General features: G+C 54.9%; 15 protein-coding genes and 1 pseudogene. 14 read left to right on the top strand and 2 right to left on the bottom strand.

What is annotated here, in order from left to right:
• Nucleotides 1–100 precede the first annotated feature (100 nt).
• The 10 genes and pseudogenes from IY73_RS00575 (at nucleotide 101) to IY73_RS00530 (ending at nucleotide 11,262) form a co-directional block, all read left to right on the top strand.
• Nucleotides 101–865: a YebC/PmpR family DNA-binding transcriptional regulator gene (locus IY73_RS00575; protein ID WP_053978654.1), complete on the top strand. Its 765-nt coding sequence runs from the start codon at nucleotides 101–103 to the stop codon at nucleotides 863–865.
• A 69-nt stretch (nucleotides 866–934) separates the two neighbouring features.
• A complete protein-coding gene (gene ruvC / locus IY73_RS00570) occupies nucleotides 935–1,504 on the top strand; it encodes a crossover junction endodeoxyribonuclease RuvC (RefSeq protein WP_053961353.1) in 570 nt (189 codons plus the stop codon).
• Nucleotides 1,505–2,104, top strand: coding sequence for a Holliday junction branch migration protein RuvA (gene ruvA, locus IY73_RS00565; RefSeq protein ID WP_053961352.1), 600 nt, complete (start codon nucleotides 1,505–1,507; stop codon nucleotides 2,102–2,104).
• Entirely contained in the window at nucleotides 2,101–3,228 is a 1,128-nt protein-coding gene (ruvB, locus tag IY73_RS00560; RefSeq protein WP_063665713.1) for a Holliday junction branch migration DNA helicase RuvB, read from the top strand. The genes ruvA and ruvB overlap by 4 nt, the downstream gene beginning before the upstream one ends.
• A gap of 94 nt (nucleotides 3,229–3,322) precedes the next feature.
• The gene (yajC, locus tag IY73_RS00555; protein WP_053978653.1) at nucleotides 3,323–3,790 is read left to right on the top strand and encodes a preprotein translocase subunit YajC; all 468 of its coding nucleotides are present in this window, start codon (nucleotides 3,323–3,325) and stop codon (nucleotides 3,788–3,790) included.
• Between the two features lie 71 nt (nucleotides 3,791–3,861).
• Nucleotides 3,862–5,556 carry a protein translocase subunit SecD gene (gene secD / locus IY73_RS00550; RefSeq protein WP_063665712.1) on the top strand — a complete coding sequence of 565 codons (1,695 nt, stop codon included), beginning with the start codon at nucleotides 3,862–3,864 and terminating at the stop codon, nucleotides 5,554–5,556.
• Between the two features lie 97 nt (nucleotides 5,557–5,653).
• Nucleotides 5,654–6,568: pseudogene (secF, locus tag IY73_RS00545) on the top strand (protein translocase subunit SecF); the annotation flags it as partial.
• A gap of 119 nt (nucleotides 6,569–6,687) precedes the next feature.
• Complete coding sequence (locus IY73_RS00540; RefSeq protein ID WP_053978652.1) at nucleotides 6,688–8,388, top strand: ABC transporter substrate-binding protein; 1,701 nt, start codon at nucleotides 6,688–6,690, stop codon at nucleotides 8,386–8,388.
• 12 nt (nucleotides 8,389–8,400) lie between these two features.
• Nucleotides 8,401–8,928: an adenine phosphoribosyltransferase gene (locus IY73_RS00535; protein ID WP_053961348.1), complete on the top strand. Its 528-nt coding sequence runs from the start codon at nucleotides 8,401–8,403 to the stop codon at nucleotides 8,926–8,928.
• Nucleotides 8,929–8,976: 48 nt separating this feature from the next.
• Nucleotides 8,977–11,262, top strand: coding sequence for a RelA/SpoT family protein (locus tag IY73_RS00530; RefSeq protein ID WP_053961347.1), 2,286 nt, complete (start codon nucleotides 8,977–8,979; stop codon nucleotides 11,260–11,262).
• Between the two features lie 199 nt (nucleotides 11,263–11,461).
• Here the strand turns inward: IY73_RS00530 and IY73_RS00525 are convergent, their stop codons facing one another.
• Nucleotides 11,462–12,640, bottom strand: coding sequence for a peptidylprolyl isomerase (locus tag IY73_RS00525; protein ID WP_053961346.1), 1,179 nt, complete (start codon nucleotides 12,638–12,640; stop codon nucleotides 11,462–11,464).
• A 108-nt stretch (nucleotides 12,641–12,748) separates the two neighbouring features.
• Between IY73_RS00525 and IY73_RS00520 the strand changes: the two genes are divergently transcribed.
• Together IY73_RS00520 and hisS are read left to right on the top strand one after the other, a co-directional pair.
• Nucleotides 12,749–13,411 carry an MBL fold metallo-hydrolase gene (locus IY73_RS00520; RefSeq protein WP_053961345.1) on the top strand — a complete coding sequence of 221 codons (663 nt, stop codon included), beginning with the start codon at nucleotides 12,749–12,751 and terminating at the stop codon, nucleotides 13,409–13,411.
• Between the two features lie 60 nt (nucleotides 13,412–13,471).
• Complete coding sequence (hisS, locus tag IY73_RS00515; protein ID WP_053978651.1) at nucleotides 13,472–14,752, top strand: histidine--tRNA ligase; 1,281 nt, start codon at nucleotides 13,472–13,474, stop codon at nucleotides 14,750–14,752.
• Between the two features lie 106 nt (nucleotides 14,753–14,858).
• Here hisS and ypfJ read toward each other — a convergent pair whose 3' ends face one another.
• Entirely contained in the window at nucleotides 14,859–15,761 is a 903-nt protein-coding gene (gene ypfJ, locus IY73_RS00510; RefSeq protein WP_053961343.1) for a KPN_02809 family neutral zinc metallopeptidase, read from the bottom strand.
• Nucleotides 15,762–15,990: 229 nt separating this feature from the next.
• On the opposite strand from ypfJ, the gene aspS reads away from it, so the two are divergent.
• Together aspS and IY73_RS00500 are read left to right on the top strand one after the other, a co-directional pair.
• Nucleotides 15,991–17,799: an aspartate--tRNA ligase gene (aspS, locus tag IY73_RS00505; protein ID WP_053961342.1), complete on the top strand. Its 1,809-nt coding sequence runs from the start codon at nucleotides 15,991–15,993 to the stop codon at nucleotides 17,797–17,799.
• Nucleotides 17,792–18,925 (top strand): hypothetical protein, encoded by a 1,134-nt coding sequence (locus IY73_RS00500; RefSeq protein WP_053978650.1) that lies wholly within the window; start codon nucleotides 17,792–17,794, stop codon nucleotides 18,923–18,925. The genes aspS and IY73_RS00500 overlap by 8 nt, the downstream gene beginning before the upstream one ends.
• The last annotated feature ends 1 nt before the right edge of the window (nucleotide 18,926 follow it).

Genomic DNA, 18,926 nt, shown 5'->3' with positions numbered 1-18,926 from the left:
AATAACTCACTAAACACCTTAAATATCAGGGCACACGTGAGCGCCTGTGGAAGATTGACGACAGGCACGTGTACCACGTAAAGGGAAAGGACGTGACACCATGAGTGGCCACTCCAAATGGGCGACGACTAAACACAAAAAGGCTGCCATTGACGCTAAGCGCGGCAAGATGTTCGCCAAGCTCATCAAGAATATCGAAGTAGCAGCACGCACCGGTGGCGGTGACCCCGCCGGTAACCCTACCCTCTACGACGCTATTCAGAAGGCTAAGAAGTCCTCTGTCCCCGCTGACAACATCGACCGTGCCGTAAAGCGTGGATCCGGTGCAGAAGCCGGTGGTGCAGACTGGGAAACCATCATGTATGAGGGCTACGGCCCCAACGGTGTCGCTGTGCTCATCGAATGCCTCACCGACAATCGCAACCGCGCTGCTGGCGAAGTACGTATCGCCATGTCCCGGAATGGGGGCAATATGGCCGATGCGGGCTCGGTGAGCTACCTGTTTAATCGTGTTGGCGTTGTCGTCGTCGAGAAGAAAGACGGCATCAGCGAAGATGATGTACTGATGGCGGTACTCGATGCCGGTGCCGAAGAAGTAGCGGACCAAGGTGAAGCCTTCGAGGTTACCTGCGGTTCCTCTGATCTCGTTGCGGTACGAACTGCTGTGCAGGATGCCGGTCTCGACTACGATTCCGCCGAAGCTGAATTCCGTGCCGATGTGCAGGTACCGCTGGATCTGGAAGGTGCCAAGAAGATTGTTCGCCTCGTCGATGCCCTCGAAGAAAGCGACGACGTCCAAAACGTGTACACCAACATGCAGATCTCGGATGAGGTAGCAGCAGAGCTTTACGACGACGAGGACTAACTCGTTGTTTGAACGGATGAGGACATACGTCCGTCGTCCCATCCCCCTGACGAGTGAGGAACGGAAGTCATGACCCAAACCTGTGTTGTGGGCATTGACCCCGGCCTCACTCGTTGTGGTATTGGCGTTGTTCGGAGTGATGGTGGGACCGCAGTCAAACCTCTTGCCGTCGACGTGGTTCGTACCCCTGCCGACATCGATATCGCACAGCGCCTACTAGCTGTAGCAGAAGGTGTTGCCGCGGTTCTCGACCGATACCACCCCGAGGCAGTAGCCATTGAACGAGTGTTTACCCAGCACAACCGGAATACTGCGGCGGGGACAGCAATGGCGGCGGGAGTTGCCGCAACTGAGGCAGCTCGCCGCGATATTCCCGTCACCTTTTACACCCCGAGCGAAGTAAAAGCTGCGGTATCCGGCAATGGGCGAGCCGATAAGTCACAGGTCACTGCTATGGTTACGCGTATCCTAGGGTTAGTTGACCAGCCTCGTCCTGCGGATGCTGCTGATGCGTTAGCTATTGCTATCTGTCATCTATGGCGCCATCCCCTGCAACAGAAACTGCGGACGACGCAATCCACGTCCTCGCTTGTTGACCCCGTGGGAGTTCATCCGCTGCCGAGTAGTAAGGAGCCATAAGTGATCGCCTCTCTGACCGGTATAGTTGACCGGATTATGCTCGACAGCGTCATCATCACGGAGGGGGGAGTGGGATACCGAGTATTCGCTACGCCGGATACTTTGGCAACATTCACCCGTGGAAGCACTGTCACTGTGCTGACAGAGTTGGTCGTGCGGGAAGACTCCTTGACGCTTTACGGATTCGCTCAACCCGATCAGCAGGAACTCTTCTTGCTGCTACAGAAAGTCTCCGGCATCGGCCCACGAATGGCGCTGTCTATTCTCTCAGTCCTCCATCCCCAAGAACTGTGTGCAGCACTGTCCCACAGCGATACCGCAGCTCTGCAGAAAGTACCAGGGGTAGGGAAACGTGTCGCCGAACGCCTGGTCGTTGAATTAAAGGACAAGGTCGAGACGATCAGTGGAGACGAAGACACAACTTTATTGGCACCCACCCAATCCAATGTTGCTACAGAAGTGACGGAAGCTCTCGCCGGCCTTGGCTTCTCGCAACGAGAAACCGAGAAAGCCATTGGATTAGTGCTTCAGGCGACCCCTGATGCGGATGCTGCCACCGTGCTCCGGAAGGCACTCTTACACCTGGGAGGGCGAGCATGATTGAATTCACCGAGGACGATTTCGTCCCGTCTCGTTCCTCCGCGGGTGACACTCCTGCAGCAGAGGGAGTGTTGTCAGGTGCAGCATTGCGAGGGGAAAACGAAGAACTGAGTCTACGCCCAGCAGACCTCACCACCTTCATTGGCCAAGAACGAGTGCGCGAACAGCTCGATCTGGTACTCAGCAGCGCTCGAAGCAGGGGAGTAGTACCCGACCATATTCTCTTTAGCGGTCCGCCGGGTCTTGGGAAAACCTCGTTAGCGATGATTATCGCTAAAGAAATGGGGACGGCCCTTCGGAGTACCTCCGGTCCGGCGCTCGAAAGACCGGGTGATCTCGCCTCAATTCTTTCGAACCTGCAGGAAGGCGATGTTCTCTTCATCGACGAAATCCATCGCATTTCGCGGCCCGCAGAAGAGATCCTCTACCAAGCCATGGAGGATTTCCGTATCGACGTGATGGTGGGTAAAGGTCCAGGCGCTACCTCAATTCCCCTCAGCTTGGCACCATTCACATTGGTAGGAGCCACGACCCGAGCAGGTTTATTGACGAGTCCATTGCGGGATCGCTTCGGTTACACCGGCTACATGGACTTCTATGATGTTGAGCAACTGGAGGAGATTATTCACCGCTCAGCCAGTATCCTCGACATCGACATTGTGCCGAGTGGAGCAGGGGAGATCGCATCCCGCTCACGAGGTACACCGCGCATCGCAAATCGTCTTCTGCGACGGGTCCGTGACTATGCCGATGTTCGGTCGCAAGGCCATATTGACCGTACAGTTGCACGTGCTGCTCTCGCTGTTTATGACGTCGACGAGTTAGGTCTAGATCGTCTCGACACCGCCGTCTTGGACGCAATTATCCGCATGTATAACGGCGGTCCAGTCGGTCTTTCCACCATTGCTGTTGCGGTGGGGGAGGAGCCGAACACCATCGAAGAAGTCTGTGAGCCTTTCCTCGTGAGAGCTGGCATGCTCTCGCGTACACCGCGCGGGCGCGTAGCTACCCCACAAGCGTGGGAGCACCTCGGACTCACCCCTGCCCCATCGTCCCCAGTCGGTAAAAAGGCCGGAAGTGACAATCAACCAGGGCTATTTTCCAATAATCCTGGCACACTGTAATGGTGCAAACACGACGGGCAGATGAGCGAAAGCGTTTTGACCCCGTTCCACACCACTAACCTCGGCGCGTTGCGCCATTGAGAATGGAGAACACATGACCGGTTCAATTATGCTCATTATCCTCGTTGTTGCGATGATCGTCTTCATGCTGTTTGGCAGTCGCAAGCAGAAGAAGATGATGGAACAACGCTACAATATGCTCACCGAACTACTGCCCGGGGATGAGGTGTCCACCACCGCTGGCCTTTATGGTACTGTCGTCAAGGTATCTGACACCAAGATTGACCTCATGATTGCTGACGGCATCGTCACCACCTGGGATCTCAACTCGGTGCGTGGCAAGGTCGAAGCTTCCCCCAGCGAGCTCGACGAAGAACTCGAAGCGGCTGCTACTATCGACGCAGCTGACAGTGCTTCTGACCCCGCACAGCCCACTTCCGCTCCGGAATGGAAGGATGCGGAGACCCCTGAGATTCCTGACACCATTGAAGGCCTGGAAGACTTGGATAAGGGCAAGGACGACCGCCCGAATGGCTCTCCCTCCGAGAATTCGGATAAGTAGCCGAATGGCCGTAATCTAGAAGGGCTAATGGCTTTTCTGGCCGAAACGTCACTAAAAGGAGTCCGACGACAGTGGCTGCTAACCGCACGACCGTGACGCCATCGTCGAAGAAATCCACTCAGTATGTTCTTTTGAGTGTCTTCACGATTCTCGTCATCCTGATGTACTGCCTCATTTTCTTTACCGGAAATGGCAAAGCGACACCGAAACTCGGTATCGACCTGCAAGGTGGTACTCGCGTTACCCTGACTCCTTCCGGTAACCCGTCTGAAGATCAGCTGAAGCAAGCCCAGACGATCCTTATGAACCGTGTCAACGGCATGGGTGTGTCTGGTTCGGAAGTTCAGATCGACGGTAAAAATCTCGTCATCGCCGTTCCTGGTACTAGCGCTGAAGATGCTCGTAACCTTGGTACCACCGCAAAACTGGTGGTTCGCCCGGTTATGGAAGCGCTCGGCCCGGATGCCACCCAGGTGGACGAGCAACCCAAGGTGAAAGCTCGGCCTAACGAAACCTCTGTTGAAGCCCGCGCACGCGAAATTGAGGCTCTGCGGGAATTCCGCCAAGCTCCTCTCAAGGGAGAAAACGGTAAACCGCTCGCAGCGGACCAACAACTGCGTACCTTGCGTGAGAATGCCACCAAATTGAGCTGCCATTCTGCAGACCGTTTTGCTGGTAACGACGATCCCTCACGGCCTCTCATTACCTGTGACTCCCAGGGGCAGAAATACATTCTGGGCCCAGCCCCACTCATTAACCCCAACAACCCGAACGGGCCACGCCTCGATGGTTCCTTCATCAAGGCAGACACCGTAGAGGGTGGCTTCAACAATCAGCAGGGCCACACCTACGTTTCCTTCGCTTTTAAAGGTAAAGGTGTGGATACCTGGGCGCGGGTGACGACGACGTACAACGGCCAGCAGGTCGCCATGGTGTTGGACTCCAGTGTGGTGTCCGCTCCCACCATCCAGGAACCCATCAAGAATGGCAATACCCAAATCACTGGCCCCTTCAACACGGCTGAGGCCATCTCTCTGGCAAATAACCTCAAGTACGGTGCACTGCCATTGAACTTCTCCTCACCCGACGGAACCCCTGGTGGCAAGGTAGACACGATTCCCGCGACGCTGGGTATCGCTTCCCTCAACGCGGGGCTGATCTCCGGCCTAGTCGGTCTTATCCTTGTCGCCATTTTTGCGCTGGTGGTTTACCGAGCACTGGGAATCGTCACCATGCTTTCTCTCGTCGCTACAGGAGCCATGGTCTACGGCAGCCTTGTGCTGCTGGGGCGGTGGATTGGCTATACCCTTGACCTCTCCGGCGTAGCGGGCCTCATCATTGGTATCGGTACGACAGCCGACTCCTTCGTGGTCTTCTTCGAGCGAATTAAAGACGAAATCCGTGAGGGGCGCTCGTTCCGCTCCGCGGTACCCCGTGGCTGGGCAAAGGCGCGCCGTACCATAGTCACTGGCAACGCTGTCACCTTTATCGCTGCTATCGTGCTCTACACGCTGGCTGTTGGCGAGGTGCGTGGCTTCGCCTTCACCACTGGTCTGACCACTGTCTTCGACCTCTTGATCGTGTTCATTGTGACGTCCCCGCTTGTGCTCTTGGCATCTCACTTGAAGGTCATGTCGAAACCCGTCTTCAACGGTTTGGGCAAACTGCAGGAGATCACCGCAGAACGTCGTGCAGCCGCTGCCCGCCTCGTCCAACAGCGCAATACTATTCCGGTTGCTGAGGCTACGGCTGGAGAGGAGAAATAACATGGCAGAGAATCTTGCCCCTATCGACGTCGATGCCGAACAGTTCGACGAAACCTACGGTGCTGTAAACGACCCTGCACAGCAACGGCACTCCCTCCTTACCCGTCTCTACACTGGTACCGGCGCCTTTAACATCGTCGGCAAACGCCGCAACTGGTACATCGTCAGTGGTGTCATCATTGCTGTCGCTATTCTTTCCATCATCATTCGTGGGTTCTCCTTCGGGGTGGACTTCACCGGCGGATCGAAGCTCAATATGCCGATTGGCGCAGAGAAAGTTGATATTGCCCAAGTAGAGAAGGTTTTCACCGATACCCTTGGATTCGAGCCCGCCAATGTCGCGGTGGTCGGCTCAGGCTCCGGGCGTATGGTGGAGATCCAGTCCCGTCACCTGAACAATGATCAGATTGCGAAGGTCAAGATGCAGCTCGGGGAGGCATTCGAGCCCGCAGATGCATCTGGGCATTCTGGTGCTACTGCCATCGGTGACTCCACGGTGTCCAACACGTGGGGATCCACCGTAACAAAGAAAGCACTGTTGGCTCTCTTCGTGTTCCTCGTTATTGTGGGCCTGTACATTGCTGTTCGCTTTGAGCGCGATATGGCATTCGCCTCACTGGCATCATTGGTGTTCTGCACTGTCACGACAGCCGGTGTCTATTCGCTCATTGGCTTCGAAGTCACCCCTGCCACAGTGATCGGTCTTCTTACTATTCTTGCGTTCTCCATCTACGACACCGTCGTTGTGTTCGACAAAGTACAAGAGAACACGGATGCTGCACTTCGCCACAAACGGCATACCTACGCAGAAGGTGCCAATCTGGCTATTAACCAGACCATTATGCGTTCTATTAACACCACTATCATCTCCGTGTTGCCCATCATCTCGCTGATGATCGTTGCGGTGTGGATGCTAGGTGTCGGCACACTACAGGATCTCGCATTGATCCAGCTCGTTGGTGTCGTGACCGGTACATATGCTTCTGTCTTCCTTGCCACTCCGCTTGTTGTGGACACCAAGAACCGCTTCCGTACCGAAGTACAAGAGCATGATAAGACCGTCCTGGAAGCACGAACCACCGATTCCGCTACGGATTCAGTAGCTGCAGCTGCCCACTAGGACTATGCACAATGGCTAGCACCGCTCTCCGCCACTGTGGCATCGTCGGTACTATCTGCTCACTTGTTATTGGCCTCTCCGGCTGTACAACGGGTGGGCTGAGCGAAGCTGTGGGCTACGCCATAGATGGCCCCGTTGTCGATTACAATGCTGCTACGGTCGCAGGCCATACCGGTGGGAGCCTAGCTGCTTTCCCACGGGTCAATATCGGTTTCTCCTACCTTGACGGGCTTGGCAATAGACTTGCTGACACCGAGTTCGGTACAGTCCAAGTAAAACTTGGGGCCCCTGTCCGGGTAGAGATGCATATTAATGACCGCGCCGAATTCTCCGACGGGGAACCAATTACTTGTGATGATGTCCTTTTTAGTTGGTTGGCCCGGCATCCTCAACAGGGCAGCCCCTTTAATGCGATGTCCATGCCTGGACTATCCGAGATCGGAACGATCAACTGCAGCCCGCAGTCAAAGCATGCCGAGATTGTATTCCAGTCAGGCCAGTTGCCTCGAGATTGGTTGGCGCTTTTTGGTGCCGGCACCATCATGCCCTGGCATATTGTCTCTCGAGCGACGGGAGTGAAAGATCTTCGTGAGCTTCTGGCAGGTAGCAATCCAGAAGGGCTCGCACGAGTTGCTGAGTTTTGGAATAAAGGGTGGCGTTTTGATCGCCCCTCACTAGATCTCTCCAGGTTTGTCTCATCTGGCCCCTACAAGATTACGGGGATCGATGAAGAGGGCGCCATCACCCTGGAACGCAATGACAAGTGGTGGGGGCAGCCGGCGCGCATTGGGAGAGTCGTCATCTACTCGACGGGTACGAACGTCAAACAACACATTACGGATGGTGATGTGCAGGTGGGAGACATCGCCTACGACGACAACAACCCGGCGGCACCTGAAGGAGCGACGAGTGCCGCGGTCTCTTCAGAAAACATCATGCAACTTCGGCTCTCGACGCGTGGGCTTTTCGCAGACCCGCAAGTTCGCCGGACATTCCTTGCCTGTGTTTCACGTACCCACATTCAGGAGTTCGTCACCAAAGATAAACAAAGCGCAGCTGGGACACCTGAGGTGCTAGGACGGCCCGCCGTCTCAATTCTTCCACTCGGCAATGATCCCGTCGCACGACAAGTATCCGAGTGGACCCACCTCGACACGCAAGGAACGTTACGCAAACTGCCGCGAAAGCAACGCGTCAATATTGTTTACCCTGCAGCCTCATCGCGAGCTAAACACGTCATTGAGATGATGGGAGACGCTTGTAAGAGCCGCGGGTTCACTGTGGTAGGCACCCCAACAGAAACATATACCGGCGAGATACTCGCATCAGGAAATGTACAGGCAGGCCTTTTTGGAACGGCCGGAGCGGTCGGTCCCGGCGGGTCCTTCGATGTGGCAAGTGGCCTGGTGGGACTGAGTCCTTATCGTCTTCCCGACTTCCGTAAAGGTGACGCACGGGAACTGTTTGTGCGAGTGACTCGTCTCAACAACACCCAAGGCGAAGACATGCCGATTCAAAAAGACGGTATTGATCGCAACACAGTCTATGCCCAGACAGTGACCAATCTTCAGCAGTACTTGTTGGATATGGGATACGCCCTTCCTCTATATGTACAGCCACGCTGGCAATTCGTCAGCCCTGGTCTACAAGGAGTAACGCAAGGCCGTTCCGCTGCCAGTGTTGGCTGGAATATGGATCGTTGGAATTCTTAAAGGAGCACTTTTATGGGAACAACGCTCGCGCAGCGTATCCAAGACAACATCCGCTGGGTTGCGGACTTCCCCGAAGAAGGAGTTCATTTCGCTGACCTCACGCCGGTTCTTGCTGATCCCCAGATATTTAACGGAATTATGCGGCAGATGTCGGACTGGGCAGGAGAAGTTGACATTATTGCAGGACTAGATGCACGTGGCTTCCTCATTTCTGCCGGAGTAGCCGTGCTCAAGGACGTAGGAGTCTTAGCACTGCGTAAAGCTGGGAAACTTCCTTCACCGGTCCATCACGTTGACTACGGCCTCGAATACGGTGAGGCTGCACTGGAGATCCCGGCTGAAGGATTGGATATCACCGGGAAACGTATCTTTATTGTCGATGATGTGATGGCGACTGGTGGCACCTCCCAAGCGGCACTAGAGCTCATTGAACAAGCTGGGGGAGTGGTGACGGGCTTTGCCACCATTCTTGAGCTCACAGAACTGAACGGGCGATCTAAACTGGCAGACCTTCCGGTATTCTCCATCACAACGGCGTAATATAAGGCGCATCTAGCCCTTAATCAGCAACTGGCGGAGGTGGTTTCAATGGCCGATAAAGACAACCCGTCTGCTGCTCAATGGGGAGGATTCTCCTCCCATAGTGTGCGCGCACGGTTTGCCCGCCGCATGATTGGTAATCGCAGTACTATACCTCCCGCACTTGAGCCGCTCATTGCTGTCCACCACGGTTTCCATCCGGGTGGAGACGTCGATCTTCTGATTCATGCCTATACCACCGCAGAGCGCCTTCATGAAGGGGTGTACCGGAAGTCCGGGGATCCCTACATTACGCATCCTCTAGCAGTTGCTACGATCGCTGCTGAAATCGGCATGGACACGGCAACGCTCGCAGCAGCATTACTGCACGACACAGTTGAAGACACCGAGTACACGTTGGAAGAACTGACTGCTGATTTCGGTGAAGAAATCGCTGCTATGGTTGACGGTGTCACCAAACTTGATCGGGTGGCATTGGGTTCGGCCGCAGAAGCGGAAACGATCCGAAAAATGATTATCGCAATGGCGCAAGACCCACGGGTCCTCGTCATCAAAGTTGCGGATCGTCTTCATAATATGCGGACTATGCGTTTCCTCCCCCCTGAGAAGCAAGCCGCAAAGGCACGTCAGACGCTCGATGTTATCGCGCCTTTGGCAGCTCGACTGGGTATGGCCGCAGTCAAATGGGAACTTGAAGATCTCTGCTTCCGCATCCTCTACCCGCGTCAATATGACGAAATCGTGCGGCTCGTCAGCGAACGCGCCCCGTCACGTGAGCGCTACCTAGCACAGGTTATCGAGGAAATTGAAAGCACACTCAAAGTCTCAAATATTCAAGCAAATGTTTATGGGCGTCCCAAGCATTATTGGTCCATCTACCAGAAGATGGTGGTACGAGGACGCGAGTTTAACGATATCTACGACTTGGTAGGTGTCCGCGTTATTTGTGATGATGTACGCGACTGTTATGCCGCAGTTGGTGTCATCCACTCCCTTTGGCAGCCCATGCCAGGCCGCTTCAAAGACTATATTGCTCAACCGCGCTTTGGCGTTTACCAATCTCTGCATACCACAGTTGTGGGCCCAGAAGGTAAACCACTCGAGGTACAAATTCGTACCCAAGAGATGCATCAAACTGCCGAGTATGGCATTGCGGCGCACTGGCGTTACAAAGAAACCAAGGGAAGTCACCGTGGTGACTCCGGGGAACTGGACCGAATGGCGTGGATGCGTCAGCTCCTTGACTGGCAGCGAGAGGCCGCCGACCCAGGCGAGTTCCTTGAATCTCTTCGCTACGACTTGGCTGTGAAAGAGATTTTTGTTTTCACCCCTAAAGGCGACGTTATCACTTTGCCTGCCGGTTCCACCCCTATTGACTTCGCCTACGCGGTACATACCGAAGTAGGCCACCACTGCATTGGGGCGAAGGTCAATGGGAAACTCGTACCGCTAGAAAATAAACTTAAAAACGGTGACGTTATTGAGGTGTTTACCTCGAAAGATCCCAGTGCAGGACCGAGCCGAGATTGGACACAGTTTGTTGTTTCTGGCCGCGCGAAGACAAAGATCCGTCAATGGTTCGCTAAAGAACGCCGGGAAGAAAATATCGAAGCCGGCAAGGAAGCGATTACCCGCGAGATTCGACGTGGCGGTCTGCCTCTGCACCGTCTGCTGAATAACGACTCGATGGCACAACTTGTTCAAGACCTGAATTTGGCTGATGCAACAGCGCTCTATAGCGCTGTCGGCAGCGGCAATATTACAGCAGGGCACGTTGTCAGCCGCCTGGTTGCACTTTTTGGGACCATGGAGGAAGCAGAAGAAACACTGACCGAGCGTACCGCTTTCCGAACCTCACATCGCGCCGTAAAAACCACGGACGACGCCGGTGTACTGGTCGACGGTATACCTGGTATCAGCGTAAAACTATCGAAATGCTGCACACCGGTGCCGGGAGATGCCATCGTCGGCTATATCACCCGCACGGGCTCTGTGTCTGTCCACCGTGCAGACTGCCCTAATGCCCAACATCTGCTGGCAAGTAATAAGAGCCGAGAGGTGAAGGTTGCGTGGGCCAGCGCCTCTGCGGCTGTCTTCCTCGTCTGTATACAGGTGGAAGCCCTTGATCGGCAGGGCCTGCTCTCCGATGTGACGCAAGCGCTCTCTGAAGCGAAAGTAGACGTTATTTCCGCGCAGGTACAAACGCTGGATGACCGGGTCGCAATCTCTAAATGGGCATTCCAAATTGGAGATCCGCAGCGACTGAGCATTGTTCTCAACTCAGTGCGCAAGGTGGAAGGTGTCTATGACGTGTACCGCATCAATAGTGTCTAGCCTTGTGAGACTGCGGTAGCTCGCGCATTGAAAAACTCGTGACGTCCGTGTGAACGCGCACATCTTGTTGAGATGGAGCGGTCTTTGCAGCGATGGTGTCATGCACCGTGCACAGTACAGGGCGGCAGTACCTTTCGGTACTGCCGCCCTGTACTGTGTCTGACGTTATGGGGTTGCGCTGGTAGCTAGCGCGTCCTCCTTAGTCCTTCTTCTTTGGCTGTTCAACACCAACGGTCTTCACAACACTCCAAGACTCGATCTCAACCGGAGTCGCGGGAGCACCGTCAGTAACCTTTCCATCAGAAGGAGCGACAGTGCCCGGAGCGACCGTCACGCCATAACCCTTAATTTTGTCAAGAACCGGGTAGTCCTTAGTAGCTACGGTGCCAACAACAGTGTAGTTCGGGGGAAGCTGTGAATCAGCAAGAACAATGAAGAATTGGCCACCGCCGGTGTTGGGGCCAGAATTAGCCACTGCAACAGTGCCCTTGGGGTAGGTCACCGTTTGTGCCTGCATACCGGCCTCTTCGCCAGCAGCGGTAATAAGGTAATCCGGACGCTCGTCAACAGAGTAGAAGCCAGGTCCACCCATACCGGTACCGGTGGGGTCACCACATTGGATGACGTTAAAGCCTTGCGAATTAGTCATGCGGTGGCAGGGGGTGTTGTTGAAGTACTTAGCCTCAATAAGCTTCTTGAAAGCAGCATCGTTGCAGGCTGCATGCCGGTGGATCAGATTTACCTGCAGGTCGCCGGCAGAGGTCTTCAGTGTGGTGATGGTCTTGCCCGTGCGGGGGTAAGTACCGTTAACCGGCGCAGCGACCTTCCGGCTCTTCGTGTCAAGCAGGTTCTTCACAGTCGGAGCGTAGGCAAGCTGAGCATCAATTTGGGCAATACGCTCGTTGTATTGCTTCCGCGTCTCCTCCTGCTGGGTAGCGTCCTCCTGTGCCAGCTGAGACTGCATCTGCTTCCACTGATCTTCCAATTGCTTCTTCTGATCGGTGTACGCCTTAACAAGATCAGGTACTTCTTCGGAAGGACCCCACTGGCAGCTAGCCCATTTGGCAGCTTCAGCTGCTTCCTCACGAGCTTTATCGTCTTTCACCTTGTTCACGATGAGGACGATCGCCACTATGAGAGCAATGACCACCACAATGGATGTGATGATGAGGGCAATATTGCGGCGGCGACGACGCTCAGCAGCAGCATCTTCTGCGATCTTCGCTTCGAGTCGTTCGCGGGCGGCAATGCGGCGTTGTGCAGCTTTGGCAGCAGCGTCATCGGCGGAAGCGACATTCTCTCCGGCTTCTACCATGCTGTCGAGTTTGTCTTCGGGTTTGTCCCCGGCGCCAGTATTATTCTTGTCGTATACAGCCACTAGGCGTCCTTTCACAACAGACGTAGACACTAGAAGACTACCGCAAAGTCTTAAAATGACCATGTTGGTGAAGGGTGATTGCCCTTATGTTCCAGAAAAGAGGTCCGTATGAGGATCGCTACTTTTCCCGCAGGCGCTTTCCGCACGAACTGCTACATCGTGGCAAGTGATTCTAATGATGACTGCATCATCATTGATCCGGGGCAGGAAGCCTATTCGCCGGTGTGCAAACTCATTAGTGACAACGGACTGAACCCGGTAGGGATCTACCTCACCCATGGCCACGCAGACCATATCTGGAGTACCCCGGAGTTGTCAGCCACGTATGAGATTCCCGTGATTGTGCACCGCGACGATGTGTTTATGGTGGAGGACCCGGCGGCAGGAGTTGGCCCGACATTGTCGACACTCTTCCCCTTCTCATCATGGCATGCACCAGAGAGTCTTTTCACGTATTGCGACGAGGAGTTTACTGCGGCTGATCTCACTGTAAAGGTGCTCCCGTTGCCAGGACATACTCCGGGTGGCGTCGGTTTGCTTATCTCTGATGGCTCTTCTGCCCCGACGGTCCTCTTTTCCGGAGATACCCTGTTTAAAGGGGCGGTGGGACGCACTGATTTACCTGGCGGCGATGCGCAGACCTTGCTTGATTCGATCGAGCGGGAGCTTATTCCGCTGCCCGGAGACGTACTTGTCGCCCCCGGACACGGAGAAACCAGCACGATGGCGGCCGAACGTGCCGACAATGTCTATCTGCGTCGCTTCCGGTAAAGCGACCAGAATACGACATAATAGACAGCAGTATCGCTATTGAAAAGAAAGAACGTGAGGATGGCTAAAGGATCAGCTGCCGTATCATTTCGAGCTCCCAAAGGCGTGCCCGAGTACGTCCCTCCACTGTCGGCGCACTTCCAGGCTGTCCGCGAGACTCTTATCACTACCATCCGAAACTACGGCTATTCACACATCGAACTTCCGATGTTTGAAGATACTGGTCTATTCGCTCGTGGGGTCGGTGAATCTACCGACGTGGTGACGAAAGAGATGTACACCTTCTCTGATCGTTCTGGCCGCTCACTAACACTTCGTCCGGAGGGAACGGCCGGAGTTATGCGTTCTGTGATTGAACACAATCTTGACCGTGGTCAGCTTCCCCTCAAGCTCACCTATGCTGGGCCATTCTTCCGTTACGAACGTCCGCAGGCAGGCCGCTACCGGCAGCTCCAACAAGTTGGCGCAGAAGCTATTGGCGTCGATGACCCTGCTTTGGACGCAGAAGTTATCTCGATGGCAGACAGTGCGCTGCGAAGCTTGGGCCTGCGGGGGTATCGTCTTGAGCTGACAAGCTTGGGTGACCAGACCTGTCGACCGGCCTACCGGGAATCCCTGCAGGCATTTCTGTTCGACCTACCGCTAGATGAGGAGACTCGTCGGCGGGCGGAGATTAACCCACTGCGGGTATTGGACGACAAACGTCCTGAGGTACGGGAGATGACCGCTGACGCTCCGCTCATGCTGGATTATCTTTCCGACGAGTGCCGTCACCACTTTGAGTCTGTACTGCGTATTCTCGACACGGTGGGTGTTGACTATGTCGTGAATTCGCGGATGGTCCGCGGCCTCGACTACTACACCAAGACAACTTTTGAGTTTGTTCATGATGGGCTGGGCGCACAATCTGGCATTGGTGGTGGGGGCCGCTATGACGGACTAATGGAAGTACTTGGCGGTCAGCCTCTCTCTGGAATTGGTTTTGGGCTGGGTGTCGACCGTATTCTTTTGGCCTGCCAAGAAGAAGGATGCGTACCAGGCTCGGAGGCACACTGTGAAGTATTCGGCGTCCCGCTGGGCGAGGCAGCAAAAGAAACGTTGATACCACTTCTTGCTGATATCCGTGGAGCCGGTATTCGTACCGATATGGTGTTTGGGTCACGTGGGATGAAGGGGGCGTTCAAAGCCGCCGATAAGTCTGGTGCCGTTCTTGCGCTGGTCGTTGGAGAGAATGAGATGGCTAATGGAACGGTAGTGGTGAAGGATCTCCGTACGGGTGAACAGCATGAGGTTGTGCAATCCGAGGTAACTTCAACGGTGTCGCGTACACTTCAGGCGTGAAAGCCTGGTAGGTTGATCCTTACTAGTTGAGTTGTTCATGACGAGGTGGGTAGACGTAATACGCTACCCACCTCGTTTTCTCGTTCTTAAGTTCACACGTGTGGTGCTAACGTCCTAAAGCGTGGCACCGCTCTATAGACCCATTGTTATAGCCCGTCATGAAAGCATTGAGGCGTTGCTGTGATGACCCGTGGGTCCATCTTTCGGGATTTACCTGCTGACCAGCACCTTCCTGGATAGCATCGTCACCAATCGCTTGGGCAGTGACCCTAATCGATTGCAATTCGTCATTGGTGAGCGGTTTCAACATTGGTGCGTCAGAAGGCTGGTTGCCAGGACGAGACGCATAGTGGAACCACAGGCCCGCAAAACAGTCTGCTTCCAGTTCGAGATGAACTTGTGAGGAATTAGGGCCACTGCTGCGCATACGGTCTTGAGTCAACCAGCCAAGAACATTTTGGACATGGTGACCGTATTCGTGGGCAACCACATATTCCTGCGCGGCTGGCGCATTGACACCTCCCAAACGGGTCAGCATCGTCTCAAAAAAGCTCAGATCGAAGTAGGCGGTATTGTCGCCTGAACAATAGAAAGGCCCGGTTTCAACACTTGCCGTACCACAGGCGGTATTCACAGCTTGATCGAAGATGACGGTGTTGGGACGTCGATATTGCGTATCCATTTGGCGGGGGAGCTGTTCCCCCCAAATGGCATCCACGCTGATCGTTGTCGCCACAATACGGCAGACAGGATCCTCGTTTGCCGCTGCCGAGTCGCTCTTCTTACAGCGGTCAATACGATTCTGCAGGTCTTGGACCGCAGCAGCGTTTTGCTGAGAACCCTCACTGCCCTGGATAGCAGGCAGAATAGCTTGTGGATCCACCCCAAAGAATACTGCTACCAGGACAAGAGCAATAGTCCCTAGCCCGCCTCCAATAACGAGTCCGCCACGGCCTCCACCTGCAGAGACTCGGCCACCAGAGAGGTTACCGCCAGTTTGGAAAGTCATTGTGCGCTCCTTTGCACTATCTGCAGATGAAATTACCCGATTGACGGGCTACTGCGGAGAGGATCCGCAACTAATGTGCGGGCGCGAACATGCTTCTCAAACCGGCAAACTCTTCTACAAAATTATGGTGAGGCGGACGAAGTGAGTTCGGCTGCCTGCAGGGAAACGAGTAGACTAGGTCAACGTATGCCTAAGGCTTTTTGATAACTTTCAGCATGGAAGGATTCTCGTGCTGCGCACGCATTTCGCCGGCGAACTGAACGCCGCTGCTACTGGACAGACTGTTACCCTCGCTGGTTGGGTTGCTCGTCGCCGTGACCACGGTGGCGTTATTTTCGTGGATCTGCGGGACTCCTCGGGCATCGCCCAGGTGGTGTTCCGCAATTCCACAGTCGCAGAACAAGCCCACCACCTGCGCTCTGAGTACTGCATCAAGGTTACTGGTGTCGTGGAGGCTCGTCCGGAGGGGTCTGAGAACCCGAACCTAGCTTCCGGCGAGATTGAGGTTAATGTCGCAGAACTGGAAGTTCTCAACAGTTGCGCGCCGCTGCCGTTCCAGCTTGATGATGAGCCTGGTGAAGAAGTTCGGCTCCGCTACCGGTATCTTGACCTACGGCGTGATCAGCCTGCTTACGATCTCCGGCTGCGCTCTAAAGTCAACGCTGCTGCACGTGAGGTACTAGCGAAGCACGACTTCGTGGAGATCGAAACTCCGACCATGACGCGGTCCACTCCTGAAGGTGCTCGTGACTTCCTCGTGCCGGCACGTCTTCAACCGGGCACGTTCTATGCGTTGCCACAGTCACCGCAGCTATTTAAACAGCTACTGATGGTCGCTGGTATGGAGCGTTATTACCAGATTGCTCGCTGCTACCGCGACGAGGACTTCCGTGCTGACCGGCAGCCCGAGTTCACGCAGCTTGATATCGAGATGAGTTTTATCGACCAGGAAGACATCATTGCCTTGGCTGAAGAGATTCTCGTCAACCTGTGGAAGCTCATTGGCTACGAGATCACTACTCCCATCCCGCGCATGACATATGCAGATGCTATGCGTCTCTACGGTTCCGACAAGCCTGACCTGCGTTTCGATATTCAGATCGTGGAGTGTACTGACTTCTTCCAGAACACACCCTTCCGGGTATTCCAGAACCCCTACGTGGGTGCTGTCGTCATGAAGGGCGGAGCTTCTCAGCCTCGTCGTCAGCTTGACGCCTGGCAAGAGTGGGCAAAGCAGCGTGGTGCCAAGGGACTCGCCTACATTCTGGTGGGCGAGGATGGAGAGCTGTCTGGCCCTGTTGCGAAGAACATCTCTGTTGAAGAGCGTGAAGGCATCGCAGCTCATGTGAACGCTGAGCCAGGCGACTGCATTTTCTTCGCTGCCGGTGACGCAAAGTCCTCACGGGCTCTGCTGGGTGCCGCTCGCAACGAGATTGCTAAGAAGCTTGGTCTTATCAAGGACGGTGACTGGGCCTTTACGTGGGTTGTCGACGCACCGCTCTTTGAACCCTCTGCGGACGCTACCGCTTCCGGTGACGTCGCTTTGGGCAACTCTGCATGGACTGCTGTCCATCACGCATTTACTTCTCCGAAGCCGGAGTCTATGGATACCTTTGACACGGATCCCGGCACTGCGCTGGCGTACGCCTACGACATTGTCTGCAATGGCAATGAAATCGGTGGCGGTTCCATCCGTATCCATCGACGCGACGTACAGGAGCGTGTCTTTAAAGTGATGGGTATCGGTGAGCCGGAAGCACAGGAGAAGTTCGGCTTCCTTCTCGATGCCTTCAAATATGGTGCGCCGCCGCACGGTGGGATGGCCTTCGGTTGGGACCGTATTACCGCGTTGCTGGCAGGCGAAGAGTCTATCCGAGACGTCATCGCCTTCCCTAAGTCAGGTGGCGGTGTCGACCCGCTGACGAACGCTCCCGCTCCCATTACTCCTCAGCAGCGTAAGGAATCTGGGATCGACGCGAAGCCGGTCCGGTCCGGAGATCGCGGAGAGAAGCGTGAAGCTACTAAGGACAATGACTAACACTGTTGATGACGCGATAGCGCTCGGTGAGCGAATTCTCAGTGCCCGGGTTGGCAGCCCGGTTACTCTTTCGCACACCGAGCGTATCGAGTCGGATTCCGACGCCATTCTCGTTCGTGGCATAACCACCGATAGTCCATTTCTTCCATCTCGAAAAGTCGTCGTGAAGGTATTCCCCGACCGTGGGGAAGAACGCGACGGGCTATTGCTTCGCGAAATTGTGGGCTATCAGTTTGTGGGCTCACTCGGTACCCCAGACAGTTTTGGGCCAGAACTTATTGCCTACGACTTTGCTGAACGAGCGTTCGTTCTCTCGGATGTAGGGAACACCCGCACTCTTCACGATGTCTTTAACCACGGTGCACATACTGCTGCAACACTGACTGCGTTACGGGACCTGGCAGCACATATTGGCACGATGCAAGTATCTACTGCTGGCCGAGAAGACGATTTCCATGCCTTGCTCCATCGTGCACAGGCAAAGACTCCTGGTCTCGTCGTGCCATTTTCCTCACATCTTTTGGCAGACACACTAGAGGGTGTCCCTCTGTTGTTGCGGGAAAAGTTGGGAATTCACCTGGCTGAGTCTGTCCAGGACCGGGGGAAGCGCAGCGTGAAACGCGCAGTTCAAGGAAGTTATCGTGCCTTTAGCGCGGCAGAGCTGATCCCGGAAAATATTCTCGTCACACAACATAATGTGCAACTATTGGACTTCGCGTTCTGCGGATATCGAGATATTGGGGTTGATGTTGCAGCAATTCTGCTGGGGTTCCCCTCCGATTTGCGCGGATATCAACTGACCACTGAGGAAATTGACGCTGTTACTCAGACCTGGGTAGAGCAGGTGGATGCGATGTGGCCCCGGATGCGTCGTCCGCAGTCGTCCCACAAACGCATTCTCGATGGCGCGCTTACCTGGGCATGGTTGAGTGTGAGCTGGGTTCTTGATGAAGACAGCGACTTCGAACATGCAACGGGTAAAGATAATGCGGGCACGGAAATCATTCTTCGGTCTCTCGCCATTCGCATACTTCGCCAGCTTGGTACGCTGGCAGAGTACTGGGAGGACGCTGAGCTTGCTCAGCACGCTCGCGATGTGGCTGCGGCATTAGCGAACCACGCCTAAG

Origin of the sequence: Lawsonella clevelandensis (genome assembly GCF_001293125.1) — a bacterium.
Lineage (GTDB): Bacteria > Actinomycetota > Actinomycetes > Mycobacteriales > Mycobacteriaceae > Lawsonella > Lawsonella clevelandensis.
Note: the sequence above shows the minus strand (reverse complement) of the source record. Positions and strands in the feature narration are given on the sequence as shown.

Coding starts and splice junctions, on each gene's coding strand:
- IY73_RS00575 (WP_053978654.1), top strand. CDS start 101: ATGAGTGGCCACTCCAAATGGGCGACGACTAAACACAAAAAGGCTGCC.
- ruvC (WP_053961353.1), top strand. CDS start 935: ATGACCCAAACCTGTGTTGTGGGCATTGACCCCGGCCTCACTCGTTGT.
- ruvB (WP_063665713.1), top strand. CDS start 2,101: ATGATTGAATTCACCGAGGACGATTTCGTCCCGTCTCGTTCCTCCGCG.
- yajC (WP_053978653.1), top strand. CDS start 3,323: ATGACCGGTTCAATTATGCTCATTATCCTCGTTGTTGCGATGATCGTC.
- IY73_RS00540 (WP_053978652.1), top strand. CDS start 6,688: ATGGCTAGCACCGCTCTCCGCCACTGTGGCATCGTCGGTACTATCTGC.
- IY73_RS00535 (WP_053961348.1), top strand. CDS start 8,401: ATGGGAACAACGCTCGCGCAGCGTATCCAAGACAACATCCGCTGGGTT.
- IY73_RS00530 (WP_053961347.1), top strand. CDS start 8,977: ATGGCCGATAAAGACAACCCGTCTGCTGCTCAATGGGGAGGATTCTCC.
- IY73_RS00520 (WP_053961345.1), top strand. CDS start 12,749: ATGAGGATCGCTACTTTTCCCGCAGGCGCTTTCCGCACGAACTGCTAC.
- hisS (WP_053978651.1), top strand. CDS start 13,472: ATGGCTAAAGGATCAGCTGCCGTATCATTTCGAGCTCCCAAAGGCGTG.
- ypfJ (WP_053961343.1), bottom strand. CDS start 15,761: ATGACTTTCCAAACTGGCGGTAACCTCTCTGGTGGCCGAGTCTCTGCA.
- IY73_RS00500 (WP_053978650.1), top strand. CDS start 17,792: ATGACTAACACTGTTGATGACGCGATAGCGCTCGGTGAGCGAATTCTC.